11 protein-coding genes, 3 tRNA genes and 1 rRNA gene are annotated in these 14,139 nt (G+C 25.2%); 10 read left to right on the forward strand and 5 right to left on the reverse strand.

From position 1 onward, the window contains the following. Window positions 1-7 precede the first annotated feature (7 nt). On the reverse strand, window positions 8-1,618 hold the full coding sequence (gene proS / locus BUCIPSTX3056_RS00785) for a proline--tRNA ligase (RefSeq protein ID WP_075474613.1): 1,611 nt from the start codon (window positions 1,616-1,618) through the stop codon (window positions 8-10). A gap of 480 nt (window positions 1,619-2,098) precedes the next feature. Here proS and BUCIPSTX3056_RS00790 point away from each other — a divergent pair, with 480 nt between their 5' ends. Continuing rightward, window positions 2,099-3,208 (forward strand): EscU/YscU/HrcU family type III secretion system export apparatus switch protein, encoded by a 1,110-nt coding sequence (locus tag BUCIPSTX3056_RS00790; RefSeq protein WP_075474615.1) that lies wholly within the window; start codon window positions 2,099-2,101, stop codon window positions 3,206-3,208. Window positions 3,209-3,247: 39 nt separating this feature from the next. Continuing rightward, the gene (locus tag BUCIPSTX3056_RS00795; RefSeq protein WP_075475017.1) at window positions 3,248-5,332 is read left to right on the forward strand and encodes a flagellar biosynthesis protein FlhA; all 2,085 of its coding nucleotides are present in this window, start codon (window positions 3,248-3,250) and stop codon (window positions 5,330-5,332) included. A 26-nt stretch (window positions 5,333-5,358) separates the two neighbouring features. Here BUCIPSTX3056_RS00795 and argS read toward each other — a convergent pair whose 3' ends face one another. Further along, a complete protein-coding gene (argS, locus tag BUCIPSTX3056_RS00800; RefSeq protein ID WP_075474617.1) occupies window positions 5,359-7,074 on the reverse strand; it encodes an arginine--tRNA ligase in 1,716 nt (571 codons plus the stop codon). A 445-nt stretch (window positions 7,075-7,519) separates the two neighbouring features. On the opposite strand from argS, the gene BUCIPSTX3056_RS00805 reads away from it, so the two are divergent. From BUCIPSTX3056_RS00805 to tadA, 8 genes are all read left to right on the forward strand, one after another. Then, a 16S ribosomal RNA gene (locus tag BUCIPSTX3056_RS00805) occupies window positions 7,520-9,075 on the forward strand. 61 nt (window positions 9,076-9,136) lie between these two features. Further along, window positions 9,137-9,213 (forward strand) — tRNA-Ile (locus tag BUCIPSTX3056_RS00810). A 12-nt stretch (window positions 9,214-9,225) separates the two neighbouring features. Continuing rightward, window positions 9,226-9,298 (forward strand) — tRNA-Ala (locus BUCIPSTX3056_RS00815). 195 nt (window positions 9,299-9,493) lie between these two features. Then, on the forward strand, window positions 9,494-10,201 hold the full coding sequence (dnaQ, locus tag BUCIPSTX3056_RS00820) for a DNA polymerase III subunit epsilon (protein WP_075474619.1): 708 nt from the start codon (window positions 9,494-9,496) through the stop codon (window positions 10,199-10,201). A 78-nt stretch (window positions 10,202-10,279) separates the two neighbouring features. Then, a tRNA-Asp gene (locus BUCIPSTX3056_RS00825) sits at window positions 10,280-10,353 on the forward strand. Window positions 10,354-10,503: 150 nt separating this feature from the next. Then, complete coding sequence (locus tag BUCIPSTX3056_RS00830; protein ID WP_075474621.1) at window positions 10,504-11,058, forward strand: nucleotide exchange factor GrpE; 555 nt, start codon at window positions 10,504-10,506, stop codon at window positions 11,056-11,058. 90 nt (window positions 11,059-11,148) lie between these two features. Beyond that, a complete protein-coding gene (gene smpB, locus BUCIPSTX3056_RS00835) occupies window positions 11,149-11,637 on the forward strand; it encodes an SsrA-binding protein SmpB (protein ID WP_082253724.1) in 489 nt (162 codons plus the stop codon). Between the two features lie 29 nt (window positions 11,638-11,666). Beyond that, window positions 11,667-12,128, forward strand: coding sequence for a tRNA adenosine(34) deaminase TadA (gene tadA, locus BUCIPSTX3056_RS00840; RefSeq protein WP_075474626.1), 462 nt, complete (start codon window positions 11,667-11,669; stop codon window positions 12,126-12,128). A 9-nt stretch (window positions 12,129-12,137) separates the two neighbouring features. Here tadA and acpS read toward each other — a convergent pair whose 3' ends face one another. Genes acpS through rnc form a run of 3 tightly spaced genes read right to left on the reverse strand, consistent with a single transcriptional unit; the run spans window position 12,138 to window position 14,088 of the window. After that, a complete protein-coding gene (acpS, locus tag BUCIPSTX3056_RS00845) occupies window positions 12,138-12,518 on the reverse strand; it encodes a holo-ACP synthase (RefSeq protein ID WP_075474628.1) in 381 nt (126 codons plus the stop codon). A 36-nt stretch (window positions 12,519-12,554) separates the two neighbouring features. After that, on the reverse strand, window positions 12,555-13,400 hold the full coding sequence (gene era, locus BUCIPSTX3056_RS00850; protein WP_075474630.1) for a GTPase Era: 846 nt from the start codon (window positions 13,398-13,400) through the stop codon (window positions 12,555-12,557). Window positions 13,401-13,407: 7 nt separating this feature from the next. Further along, a complete protein-coding gene (gene rnc, locus BUCIPSTX3056_RS00855) occupies window positions 13,408-14,088 on the reverse strand; it encodes a ribonuclease III (RefSeq protein ID WP_075474632.1) in 681 nt (226 codons plus the stop codon). Window positions 14,089-14,139: the final 51 nt, after the last annotated feature.

A 14,139-nucleotide genomic window follows, 5' to 3' on the forward strand; every position in this document is an offset into this window, starting at 1 on the left:
TAAAGATTTATAAAAATTTTTGTATATAAGTAAATAGTTGATTAATAGGAATTCTTTTTTTTGTATTTGTTCTTCTAAAGTAAAATTCAATTTCTTTAAATTTTAATGTATTCATGCTAATAATTATTCCGTAAGGAATACCAATTAAATTCATATCAGCAAACATTTTTCCTAAACTTTCTTGTCTATTATCTAATAATACATCAATTTTTTTATGTATTAATTTTTTATAAATATATTCTGCAGTATCTTTAACGTTTTTATTTTTATGCATATTAATAGGAATAATGAATATTTGAAAAGGAGCAATGCAATTAGGCCAAATAATTCCATTTTCATCGTGATTTTGTTCTATAATAGCAGATATAATTCTATTAATTCCGATTCCATAGCAACCCATTTGTAATGTTTTTGTCTTTTGTTTTTGATTAAAAAGTGAAAAATTTATTTTTTTTGTGTATTTTTTTCCAAGTTGAAAGATATGACCAATTTCAATGCTATTTTTTGTATATAACTTTTCTGTTGGTGAAGGATAACAAAAAGTTTTATTAATATTAGTTATAGTAATAATTTTATTAAATATTATCTTTTTTTTCCATAAAATAGGAGTTATTTTTTTGTTAAACCAATCTTTTTTTAAAATAAAATAAGACATATTTTTTATTGATGAATCTGCTATTATAAATATTTTTTTATTTATATAAAATTTTTTATTATTAGTTAATTTATACGATAAAATCATTTTTTTAGCTTTAATTAATTTTATAGGATGTGCAAGAATTTTTATATTTTCTAGATTTTTTATGTTAATAGAATCACATTGACGCATTAATACAACAGCTATGGAGTAATTTGATTGAGTAGATTTTGTTGGTATGAAATACATTTTTATTTTATTAGGCGATGTATTGAACTGATTAGAATGTATTGCATAATTAGATTTTTTAGAAAAGATAATTTTATCTTCTCCAATATTGGCTATTGCATGAAATTCATGGGATATTGATCCACCCATTGTTTTTGAATGAGTTTTAACAATTTTAAAATTGAGTTTAAATGCAGTAAATATCGTTGTATAAACTTTTTTCATTTCTTTATATGTTTTTTTTAAAGATTTTTTATTAATATGAAAAGAATATGCATCTTTCATGAGAAATTCTATAGATCGAATAACTCCAAATCGAGGTCTAATTTCATCTCTAAATTTTCTCTGTATTTGATAAAATACCATTGGTAACTGTTTATGGGAATGGATTTCTTGATGAAAAATATGGCTAATAACTTCTTCATGTGTTGGACTTAGTATGTATTTCTTTTTTTTTCTATCTATCAAGTGTATCAATTCTTCTCCATATAATTTTGTTCGTCCACTTTGATCCCATAATTTTTTTGGTTGTATAATAGGTGCGCAAATTTCCATGTATCCGTATTTGTTCATAGAACAGGAAATTATATCTATAATTTTTTTCACTACTCTATACCCGGTAGGTAACCATGTATATATTCCTGACGATAACATTCTTATCATACCTGAGCGTAACATTAATCGGTGACTCACAGATTCTGTATGCGTAGGTGTTTCTTTTATAGTGGAAAGCAAATATTTAGTAGTATACATAACTAATGTCCTAAAGATAAATAAATAGTTGAATATGATATATAATCATATATATAAATTTTTTATAATGTATTATATACATAAAATAAATTTTTAGTAATTTTCAATAATTTTTAGAGTTTTATAATTAAAGTATGAGAATTATATTTTTATGTGCAAAATACTACAAATTTATAATTTATGTATATAAATTATTTTTAATATCAGTCATATACAGTGATTTTATAAACGTAAATATTTAAAAATAAATATATTTTTAAGCATAATGAATACTATATACAGATTTTTATTAATATTTAAATCTTATATATATAAGATTATATATAATAAATATATTTATTGTTTAAATAAAATATAAATAATGTAGTAAAAAAGATTTTAAAACAATATTTATAATAAATTTACTATAATAAATGATTTTTATTTAAAAATTAAACACATTTTAGTTAATGTTTATTAAATGTATATAAAGGTATATATATGAATTATGACTTAGATGAAGATAAAACTGAACCTGCTACTCCGCATAAAGTTAGACAATTTAAAAAACACGGAGAAACACCATATTTATTTGACCTAAATTCTTTTTTAATATTATCTTTTTTTTTTATATTTGTGTATATAAATAAAAAATTTATTTTTTTTTTTCTTTTGGAATTATTTATTACAAATTTAACTTTTGACAATAAAATTATAAATAACACTAAATTGTGTAACGTAATAATATTATCTAGGTTTAAAAATTTTATTTCTTTTTTTTTGATGTTATTTATAGGAATTTTGTGTATATCAATTTTTTCTCCTATTTTTATCAAAGGAGATATTATAAGAATAAAGTTCTTTAGGATTAAACTGGATTCCTTACATATTATCAATAATTTTAAAAAAAAATTTTTTTTAAATATAATTATTGATTTTTTTTGTAGTATGTTAAAGATAATAATTATTATTACATGTTCGATTGTTTTTATATGGAAAAATCAATTATTAATACATCAGTTTTATTTTAATTCATTATTAAATGATATTTTAATTAGTTTTAATTGGTTTAACAAATATATATTACTAATTATAATAATAATAGGTTTTATTGCAATTATAGATACAAGTATAAAATATATTCAGTATTTCTATAAACTTAAAATGAGTATTCAAGAAGTAAAAGATGAAAAAAAAGAATTAGAAGGAAACCCTTTAATTAAACAAAGGATTTATACATTAGCTCGGCGATCATCTAAAAAATCTTCTATATATTCTGTCATGCAATCTGATGTAATTATTTTTAATGCAAAAGATTGTGCAATAGCAATACATTATAATATGAAAACTATGTCTTCTCCTAAAGTTTTATTTAAAGGACTAAACAGTCTATCTATAAAAATAGTAAAAATAGCACGAAAAAATAATATTCCTGTATTTATTTCAGATTCTATAGCAAAATATTTATATTATCACTCTTCTGTTGGTTACGATATACCAATAATTTTGTATCCATCAATTGCAAAAATTTTAGCATGGATTCATCAGTTAAATCGTTGGAAAAAATACGGCGGTACGTACCCATCTGTTCCTATTATATTTTTTAATTAATAAAAAATTTTTGAGAGGAATACATCCTTGATAAGACAAATGTTTATTTTATTAAATTTTATTAAAAAAATTAATAATGGAGGATTACATTCTTTATCTGCTCCGATATTAATTTTAGTAACTTTATTTATGTTAATCTTGCCCCTACCATCTTTTTTTTTAGACTTGTTGTTTGCTTTTAATATTGTTATTTCAATTATTATTTTAATTGTAGCTATGTTTACTACCGAAATATTAGATTTTTCTTCTTTTCCTGTCGTTTTGTTATTTTCAACTTTATTACGATTATCATTAAATATTGCTTCTACACGTATAATCCTATTAAACGGGCATACTGGTTCATTTTCTGCGGGGCGTGTTATTGAATCATTTGGTTATTTTTTGATTGGTGGAAACTTTTTTATTGGTTTTGTTATTTTTACTATTTTAGTAACTATAAATTTTTTAGTTATTACTAAAGGTTCTGGAAGAATAGCAGAAGTAGGAGCTAGATTTATTTTAGACGCTATGCCAGGAAAACAAATGGCTATTGATGCTGATTTAAATGCTGGTTTTATTTCTACAAAAGAAGCAAAATTAAGGCGTATGAATGTTTATAAAGAAGCAGATTTTTATGGTTCAATGGACGGAGCTAGTAAATTTATTAGAGGAGATGCTATTGCTGGCATTATAATAATGCTTGTAAATATCGTAGGTGGTTTAATTATAGGAATTATTCAACATAATATGTTATTTTCACAAGCAGTAAAAATATATAGTGTTTTAACCATCGGAGATGGTCTAGTAGCTCAAATTCCTTCTTTAATTATATCAATAGCTTCAGGTGTAATTTTAACGCGTGTAGGTTCTGAAAAAACTAGTGTTAGTAAACAGATAATTAATCAAGTTTTTAATAATCCACAAGTTATATTTTTTAGTGGAGTTGTTTTTGGTATATTTGGCGTTATACCAGGAATGCCGAATTTTATTTTTTTGTTTTTTTCTATAAGTTTGTTTATTTTATCATGGCATCTATATAATCAAAAAAATATACGTCAAAATTCTTTTAAAAAATTAGTTTCACAAAAGAATCAAAAACTTCATTTATCATGGAATGATATTCAATTTGAACGTTTAATAGTTCTACAGCTAAATTCTCATTTTTTTAATTCTTTATATAAAGAAGTATATAATGATTTATTATGTAAATTACATATTTTAAGAAAAAACATAGCTAAAAATTTTGGATTTTTGATTCCCGAAATTGATTGTATTCATAATTCTAGATTAGAAAATGGACAATATAAAATTTTTGTAAAAGGAGTAGAAATTGAATCAGGGTTTATTTTTTTAGACAAAATATTAGCTGTAAATACTGGAAAGAACACAGTTACTATACCAGGAGGCATAAAAGTAAAAGAACCGGTTTTTGACTTACCTGCTTTTTGGATTGATATAGCTTCTAAAGATTTAGTTATAAAAAAAAAATTATTAGTTGTAGAACCTAATTCTGTAATTATCACACATCTTGATAAAATTATTAGATATAATTTACACGATTTTTTTGGTTTTCAGGAAACACAGCAATTTTTAGATCGTGTTTCGCAAAATTTTCCAAAATTAGTTAATCACGTAGTACCGAAGATAATTTCAATAACTGTTCTACAAAATATTTTACAGAATTTATTATATGATCGTATACCAATAACAGATATAAGAACAATTTTTGAAACATTACTAAAACATGGTGATGCTAGAAAAAATGATACAGATAATTTAACTAGCATTATTCGTATTGCTTTACGAAAATTTATTACACAAAAATTTTTTTCTAACTCTAAAAATATTTGTGTTGTTGGATTAAGCGCTAAAATAGAAAATATATTATTAAAAATTGTTGATAATAAAAAAAGTAAATTAGAACCCTTGTTTTCAGAAAAATTGATCAAAAAAACTAAATTATCACTTATTTTTCAAAAACAAAATACTTTACCGGCAGTATTATTAGTGCATCCAAAAATTCGTGTTTTATTAGCAAAATTATTTACAACAAGTATTCCTGAATTAACAGTTTTATCATTTTTAGAAATCTCTGAAGATCGAACCATAAAAATTGTTCATACAATTGATACAGATAGATTTTAATTGTATTTACTAAAATAACTATTTTTTTACATTTTTGATACAGTATTAATTCCTAATAAATATAAACCTTTTTTGATTATTCTAGCGGTTAATATAGATAACTTTATTCTACTGAATTTGATGTGTATTTCTTTTACGAACAAAATAGAACAATTTTCGTAAAATTTTGAAAATTTTCCAGAAAGATCGTATAAATAATTACACATCAGATGGGGTGTTCCGTGTTTTTCTAATTGAGATATAGTTTCTTCAAATTGTAATATTACTAATACTAGTTTTCGTTCATATGATGTAAAAATTTTGATAGGATATGAAGATATATTATCGTGTAGTTTGTTTTTTTTAATAACTGATTGAATTCGTGTATACGCATATTGTATATAAGGAGCTGTATTACCGTCTAAAGATAACATTTGATTCCAGTTAAAAATATAATCTGACATTCTATTTTTTGATAGATCAAAATATTTTATAGCTCCAATTCCAATATTATAGGCAATTAATTTTATTTCTTCATTATTCATTTTTGGGTTTTTGTGTTTTATTATTTTTTTTGCTCTGTAAATACTTTTGTTTAATAAATCTAGTAATCGAATTATTTTTCCATGACGTGTTTTAAAAGGTTTTTTATTTTTATATAAAATCATTCCAAAAGAATGATGTTCTAATATCGTGTCAACATTTACATATTTTGCTTTTCTAGCTATTTCCCATACTTGTAACAAATGTTGTGTTTGTCTTTTATCAACATAATAAATAATTCTATGTGCTTTTAAGGTATTGCATCTATACTTTAAGCAAGCAATATCTGTTGTAGTGTATAAAAATGCACCATTTGATTTTTGTACAATAACTCCCATATTTTGACCTATACGATTTTTAAATTTTTTCAGTGGAACAATAATAGATCCTTCACAATGAATGGCAATTTTTTTTTTCTTCAAGTCAGAAATTATACCAGGTAACATAAAATTATAAAAACTTTCTCCTCGAATATCATTATTGGTAAGAGAAACGTTTAATTTTTTATATACTTCGTTATTTTTTTTTATAGTTGATTTTACTAAAGTACTCCATATTTTTAAACAATTTTTATTTTTATTTTGTAACCTTACTACATTTTTTTTTGCTTTTTTTATAAAAATTGGATCAGTTTGATATTTTAAATATGCTGTTTGATAGATTGATTCAATATTGTGGCATGATGTATATGATTTTGATTGTAATTGTGTAATTAATATTCCAAATTGTGTGCCCCAATCGCCAATATGATTTTGTCTAATTACGTTATGTCCCAAAAATTCCATGACTCTAGCGGTTACATCACCTAAAATAGTTGATCGTAAATGCCCTACATGCATTTCTTTAGCAATATTGGGTGAAGAATAATCAATTACAATAGTTTTTGATTTTTTTTTTGAAATATTAAAATTTTTTGAACAATACATATTATTAATATGCTTGTTAAGCCATGTAGATTTTAAAGTAATATTAATAAATCCTGGCTGAAGAACAGAGATGTTTTTATGTATATTTAATTTTTTCATATGATTAGAAATATGAATTGCTAATTTATATGGAGAAAATAATGTTATTTTTTTAAATTTAATAATTCCATTGACTTGATAGTCAATTTCATTATTTTTTATATTTTTTCGAACAACAGGATCCAAATCATCTGAAATTCCGTATTTTTTATATATTTTTTTTATTTTTTTTTTTAAAAATTTTTGAATATTCATAAAATCACCTAAATAAGTTGTATTTATAATGTATAAGTAAAATATTTTTGATATTTTTAATATTATACATTATAATGATATTTAATTTTTATTTAATAAATACTAAAGATTGTAGGAAAGATTTTTTTTTTTTTTTGAAATCAATAAGTTAATCTTTATAAATAAGAGTTTTAAAAATTTACATTTGAAGATACATGTGCATTACATAATTTTATTTATACTTATACAAAATATAGATCATTAAAAATATTAAAATTTATATAAATTAAAAATATGTGTTGACTTTTTTAAAAAACAAGATAATATAGATCTTGTAAGAAAAAGCTCTTTAAAAAATATTTCAGAAAATTTGTGTGGGCACATGACAATTAAATGTTCAGATACAAATTATTCATTATTAATTTTAATGTAAAAAAAAATTAGTTTTGTAATAAAAAGTTACACGTAAATGAAGAGTTTGATCATGGCTCAGATTGAACGCTGGCGGCAAGCCTAACACATGCAAGTTGTGCGGCAACGGGAAAATATTTATATTTTTGCCGGCGAGCGGCGAACGGGTGAGTAAGATCTGGGGATCTACCTATATGAGGGGGATAACTATTGGAAACGATAGCTAATACCGCATAATGTTAAATAACCAAAGCAGGGGATTTCTGTAAGTCAAGAAACCTTGCACATATAGATGAACCCAGACGAGATTAGCTTGATGGTAAGGTAAAGGCTTACCATGGCAACGATCTCTAGCTGGTCTGAGAGGATGACCAGCCACACTGGAACTGAGACACGGTCCAGACTCCTACGGGAGGCAGCAGTGGGGAATATTGCACAATGGGCGAAAGCCTGATGCAGCTATGCCGCGTGTATGAAGAAGGCCTTCGGGTTGTAAAGTACTTTCGTCAGAGAAGAAAGTAGTAATGCTAATATCATTATTAATTGACGTTATCTGAAAAAGAAGCACCGGCTAACTCCGTGCCAGCAGCCGCGGTAATACGGAGGGTGCAAGCGTTAATCGGAATTACTGGGCGTAAAGAGCTCGTAGGTGGTTATTTAAGTCAGATGTGAAATCCCTGGGCTTAACCTAGGAACTGCATTTGAAACTGATTAACTAGAGTTTCGTAGAGGGAGGTAGAATTCTAGGTGTAGCGGTGAAATGCGTAGATATCTGGAGGAATACCTGTGGCGAAAGCGACCTCCTGGACGAAAACTGACACTGAGGTGCGAAAGCGTGGGGAGCAAACAGGATTAGATACCCTGGTAGTCCATGCTGTAAACGATGTCGACTTGGAGGCTGTTTCCATAGAGGAATGGCTTCTGAAGCTAACGCATTAAGTCGACCGCCTGGGGAGTACGGTCGCAAGGCTAAAACTCAAATGAATTGACGGGGGCCCGCACAAGCGGTGGAGCATGTGGTTTAATTCGATGCAACGCGAAAAACCTTACCTGGTCTTGACATCCATAGAATTCTGTAGAAATATAGAAGTGCCTTCGGGAACTATGAGACAGGTGCTGCATGGCTGTCGTCAGCTCGTGTTGTGAAATGTTGGGTTAAGTCCCGCAACGAGCGCAACCCTTATCTTTTGTTACCAGCGGTTAGGCCGGGGACTCAAGAGAGACTGCCGGTTATAAACCGGAGGAAGGTGGGGACGACGTCAAGTCATCATGGCCCTTACGACCAGGGCTACACACGTGCTACAATGGTACATACAAAGAGAAGCAACTCTGCAAAGATAAGCAAACCTCATAAAGTGTATCGTAGTCCGGACTGGAGTCTGCAACTCGACTCCACGAAGTCGGAATCGCTAGTAATCGTGTATCAGAATGTCACGGTGAATACGTTCCCGGGCCTTGTACACACCGCCCGTCACACCATGGAAGTGAGTTGCAAAAGAAGCAGGTATCCTAACCAAATTTTGGAGGGCGCCTACCACTTTGTGGTTCATAACTGGGGTGAAGTCGTAACAAGGTAACCGTAGGGGAACCTGCGGTTGGATCACCTCCTTAAAATATAAAACATTTAATTAGATTGTGCTCACACAAATTTTCTGATTTTTTTTAGCAAAACAGGCTTGTAGCTCAGCCGGTTAGAGCACACCCCTGATAAGGGTGAGGTCGGTGGTTCAAGTCCACTCAGGCCTACCATGACAACAGAAAGGGGCTATAGCTCAGCTGGGAGAGCGCCTGCCTTGCACGCAGGAGGTCAGCGGTTCAATCCCGCTTAGCTCCAGTATAAATATAATTTTTAATTATATTTTTATTATTTAATTGATACAATAAAAAATAAATTAAGATAAAATTTTTATATTTTGTTATTTTTAAGAATTAATTAATTATTTTTTATAATTAATAATTAATAATTTTTAATTATTGATAATCTAAAAAACATATTTTTTAAACTTATTATATTTTAAATAACTAAATAATGAATTCTTTATACAGTTCTAGACAAGTGGTTCTAGATATAGAGACCACCGGAATGAATAAAACTGGTTGTTTATATATTAATCATAAAATTATAGAAATTGGTATTTTAGAAATTGTTAATAGAAAATATACTGGTAAATATTTACATTATTATTTAAATCCTAAACGTAATATTGAAAAAGAAGCATATAAAATTCATGGTATTTCTGAAGATTTTTTATTAGATAAACCACTTTTTTCAGACATTTATTTAAAAATTATCAATTTTATAAAAAAATCAGAAATTATAGTACATAACTCTATTTTTGATATTAGTTTTTTAGATTATGAATTTAGTAAATTAAATCTTAATATTAATAAAATATGCAAATTTAGTACAATTACAGATACTTTATGTATTGCTAGAAAATTATTTCCTGGAAAAAAAAATAGTTTAGATGCTTTGTGTAACAGATATAATATTAAAAACTCTAAAAGAAATTTTCATGGAGCTTTGTTAGATTCTTGGATTCTTTTTAAGTTATATTTATATATGACAAGTAAACAACACGAAATAGTATTTCAAACTAGTAATATAAAAAAAGTAATTCCGTCTTTAAACAAAGAATTTAATAAAAATAAACCTTTGAAGATTTTATTTGCTTCGATTTCAGAAAATGAAAAACATAAAAAATATATAAATATGATTGATAAAAATAATATTTAAAAATATTTTTGCCTATTTATGTTGACTATTTTAAAAAATAAATATAAAATTTATATTTCTAATTTAGTATTTATTCCGGGTGCGGTAGTTCAGTTGGTTAGAATATCGGCCTGTCACGCCGGGGGTCGCGGGTTCGAATCCCGTCCGCACCGTAAAATATTGTTTTTAATTAAATTTATAATTAATTTTTATAATTATAATTTTTATAAAGTAATTATTATTAATAATAAAATGTATATATTTTTAAATTATTAGTAAGTAAAAAAAAGTATTTTATATTAAAATAATTAGGAAATATATTTATGAATAGTAATAATTTTTTAAAAAATAAATCTGAAAATAAAAAAGCTAATAGCACTAGTAGTGATTCTACTTTAGAATTATATAAAAAATTACTAAAAAAAAAAAAGTTAAAATTATCGATTTTAAAAAAAGATTTATTAGACAAATGTAATGATTATTCAGAAAAATTATTGCAACTTGAAAAAAGATTACAAAAAAAAGTTAATAATACTTACAATTTTTCTCTTGAAAAGAAGATTATGTCAATATTACCTGTTATTGACAGTATAGATTCAACAGAAAATGCATTAAATAATTGTAACAATGATATTTCAGATATTTGTACATGTTTAAAAAAAATACAAAAAAATTTTTCTTCCTTGTTTTTAAAATATAATATTTTAGTTATTAATTCCATTAATATACCCTTTGATCCTAATTTACATCAAGCTATATCTATTGATTTTTCTGAAAAATATAAAAATAATTATATTTCTAAAATTATTCAAAAAGGATATTTATTGCACAATAGATTGTTAAGACCAGCTTTAGTTTCGGTTTCTAAAAAAAGATAAAACAATATTTTTTTTTATATAATTGTTTTTTTTGATTTTTTTATTTTTTAAATAAAAAATTTTATTTTAATTAAAATAAAGGAATATATATTGAGTTTTACAAAAAAAAAAAATAAAAAAAAAGTTTTTATAAATAAAAAAGCCCAGTATAATTTTTTTATAAAAAAAACTATTATATCAGGTATTGTTTTACAGGGATGGGAAGTAAAATCTATTCGATTAGGTCATGTACAGCTTACATCTGGATATATAACTATTAATAATAATGAAATATATTTAATTGGAGTACACATTCAACCGCTAACTACTGTTGTGAATTCTTGTGTATGTCAATCAGATCGTACTAGAAAATTATTATTGCATAAAAAAGAAATAGGAGCGGTACTTAATTACATACAAAAAAAAGGTTATACAGTTGTTCCACTGAAATTATTTTGGCGTAAATCTTGGTGCAAAATTAAAATTGGAATAGCTAAAGGTAAATCAAAAAGAGATAAACGATTAGATGAAAAAAATAATTCTTGGAAAATAGATCAATCTACTATATTTAAAAGAATATCCTTAAACAAAAAAAGATGAGTAAAATACTTTCTTAAAAAAAAATTTTTATGAGCATAGTTAATATTGATAATTATTGGATGAAACAAGCATTAAAACAAGCGTATTGTGCTAAAAATAAAGGAGAAATACCTATCGGATCTGTTTTAGTAAAGGATAATGATCTTGTGAGTTCTTCACAAAATTCTTGTATTTCTCTTTTTGATGTAAGCGCCCATGCTGAGATTTTAGCAATACAAAGAGGAAGTAGTATATTAAAAAATTATAGACTATATAACACTTCTTTATATGTAACACATGAACCGTGTTTAATGTGTTCTTCTGCAATTATATCTGCTAGGATACGCAAAGTAGTTTATGGTTCTTATAGTTTTAAAAAATATAAATTTTCTTTTTTAATGAATTTATTGTATATACATAATGTAAAACATCATATAAAAGATATTAAATCTGGCATTCTATTAAATGAATGCTCAAATTTATTAAAAGATTTTTTTAAAAATAAAAGATAATTTTTTTTTCTAATTTTCTATTATCACAATAGATTGAGTATATTTAAACGAATCTGTAATACTTAAGAAAATATTTTTAACTTTTAATTTTTTTATTTTTTTTTTTAAAAATCCATACATGCGAACAACTAATTTACCATATGAATCATGCATAATTTCACAGTTTTTTAGAAACATATTTTTATAAATCCCTATTCCTAAAGCCTTAGCTATGGCTTCTTTTGCAGAAAACCTTATAGACAAAAACTTCTCTTTATTATTATATATTTTATATTCTATCAATTCTTTTTTCGACAAAATTTTATTAGGTATTAAAAATCCATAACAAATAATTAATCTTTTAAAACGTTTTACACTTACCATATCTATTCCAATACCAATAATTGCCATTATTTCCTCTAAATATCAATATATTACAAAAATAATTTATTTTATCTTTACTTGTATATTTAAAAAAACGTATTCTTTAAATAATTTTTCTAATTTATACCGTGATTTGCAACAACATTGCTTTATTTTTTTTCCTTTAGAACCAATAATTATTTTTTTGTGACGTAGATTATTAACAAAAATTATACTTTTAATAGTGTATCTTTTTTTTGTATCTTGATATAAAAAGGATATCGATACTGTAAAAGCATATACTAATTCCTTATTTAAAAGATTAATTAAAGTTTCTCTAATTACTTCTGCGATTAAAAATTTTTTAGTACAAGTTGTTTTTATGTGATCTAAATGTTTGTGATTTAATATTGGTAATTTTTTTTTAATACAAATTAATAACTGTTCTAGATACATTTTTTTTTTAGCTGAAATTAAAAAAATTTCATGATTTTTAATTAACTGGCTTATTTTAAAAATAAATGGTAATAATGATTTTTTATCTTTAATTTTATCAATTTTATTAATTACCATGATATATTCATTATTTTTTTTTTTAATATATTCTAATAAATTTTTTTCTTGTGGAGTCCATACAAAACTAGTAATTACAAAAATTACAATGTTTGTGTCTTTAATCAAATTATAAGTATCACGTAATTTTTTTTTATCTAAATAATTTTTATAACTAATTTGTATTCCCGGAGAATCAATTAATTCAAATTGAATTACTTTAGAAGTATAAATACCAGTTACGTGTGTTTGAGTCGTATTAGGTCTACGTGATGTAATAGAAATTTTAGATGTTATAAACTGATTTATTAAAGTAGACTTACCTACATTAGTTCGACCAACAACCAATACTTTGCCAAAAAAAGTATCTTCTTTCATAAATATTCTATTCTACCTCCAATCGAATTAATGCATTTTGAGCAGCATCTTGTTCAGCTTTTCTTCTGCTAGCTCCAATTCCAATTAATATCTCCGATAATCCGTTTATTTTACAGTAAATAGTAAAAATTTGATTGTGCGCCGCGCCACATATCTGTCCTATGTTATATACAGGTAAAGGAAGACGTTTAGATTGTAAAAATTCTTGTAATCGAGTTTTAGGATCTTTTTTTGTTCCTATAGGATTCATTTTCATAAAACGATTTTTATACCACTGTAATACTATTTTTTCTACAGTATAAATATTACTATCTAAAAATATACTAGCTATTACAGCTTCAATAGCGTTTGCTAATATAGATTCTCTTTTAAATCCTCCACTTTTTTTTTCTCCATGTCCTAATTTTAAATAATTTCCTAAAGAAAATTCAGATGCAATTTCTGCTAAAGTATTACCTCGTACTAAAGTTGCGCGCATTCGACTCATACCTCCTTCATTTACTTTGGGAAAATGATGATATAGAGCTTTTGCTATAACAAAACTTAAAATAGAATCTCCTAAAAATTCTAATCTTTCATTATGTTTCGTACTAGCGCTTCTGTGTGTTAAAGCATGTTTTAATAGAGATACATTAGTAAATGTATAACCAATAAACTGTTGTAATTTGTTCATTACTATTGCATTCATATGACACCGATTAAAATTGAAACAATTGATATATTTATAATAAAAATTATG

This window comes from Buchnera aphidicola (Cinara pseudotaxifoliae) (assembly GCF_900128595.1).
GTDB classification, from domain to species: Bacteria; Pseudomonadota; Gammaproteobacteria; order Enterobacterales; family Enterobacteriaceae; genus Buchnera_F; species Buchnera_F aphidicola_J.

Bases quoted from the DNA above. Each gene is read 5' to 3' on its own strand.
- dnaQ (WP_075474619.1), top strand. From the start codon at position 9,494: ATGAATTCTTTATACAGTTCTAGACAAGTGGTTCTAGATATAGAGACC.
- BUCIPSTX3056_RS00795 (WP_075475017.1), top strand. From the start codon at position 3,248: ATGTTTATTTTATTAAATTTTATTAAAAAAATTAATAATGGAGGATTA.
- tadA (WP_075474626.1), top strand. From the start codon at position 11,667: ATGAGCATAGTTAATATTGATAATTATTGGATGAAACAAGCATTAAAA.
- era (WP_075474630.1), bottom strand. From the start codon at position 13,400: ATGAAAGAAGATACTTTTTTTGGCAAAGTATTGGTTGTTGGTCGAACT.
- proS (WP_075474613.1), bottom strand. From the start codon at position 1,618: ATGTATACTACTAAATATTTGCTTTCCACTATAAAAGAAACACCTACG.
- argS (WP_075474617.1), bottom strand. From the start codon at position 7,074: ATGAATATTCAAAAATTTTTAAAAAAAAAAATAAAAAAAATATATAAA.
- BUCIPSTX3056_RS00790 (WP_075474615.1), top strand. From the start codon at position 2,099: ATGAATTATGACTTAGATGAAGATAAAACTGAACCTGCTACTCCGCAT.
- acpS (WP_075474628.1), bottom strand. From the start codon at position 12,518: ATGGCAATTATTGGTATTGGAATAGATATGGTAAGTGTAAAACGTTTT.
- rnc (WP_075474632.1), bottom strand. From the start codon at position 14,088: ATGAATGCAATAGTAATGAACAAATTACAACAGTTTATTGGTTATACA.
- BUCIPSTX3056_RS00830 (WP_075474621.1), top strand. From the start codon at position 10,504: ATGAATAGTAATAATTTTTTAAAAAATAAATCTGAAAATAAAAAAGCT.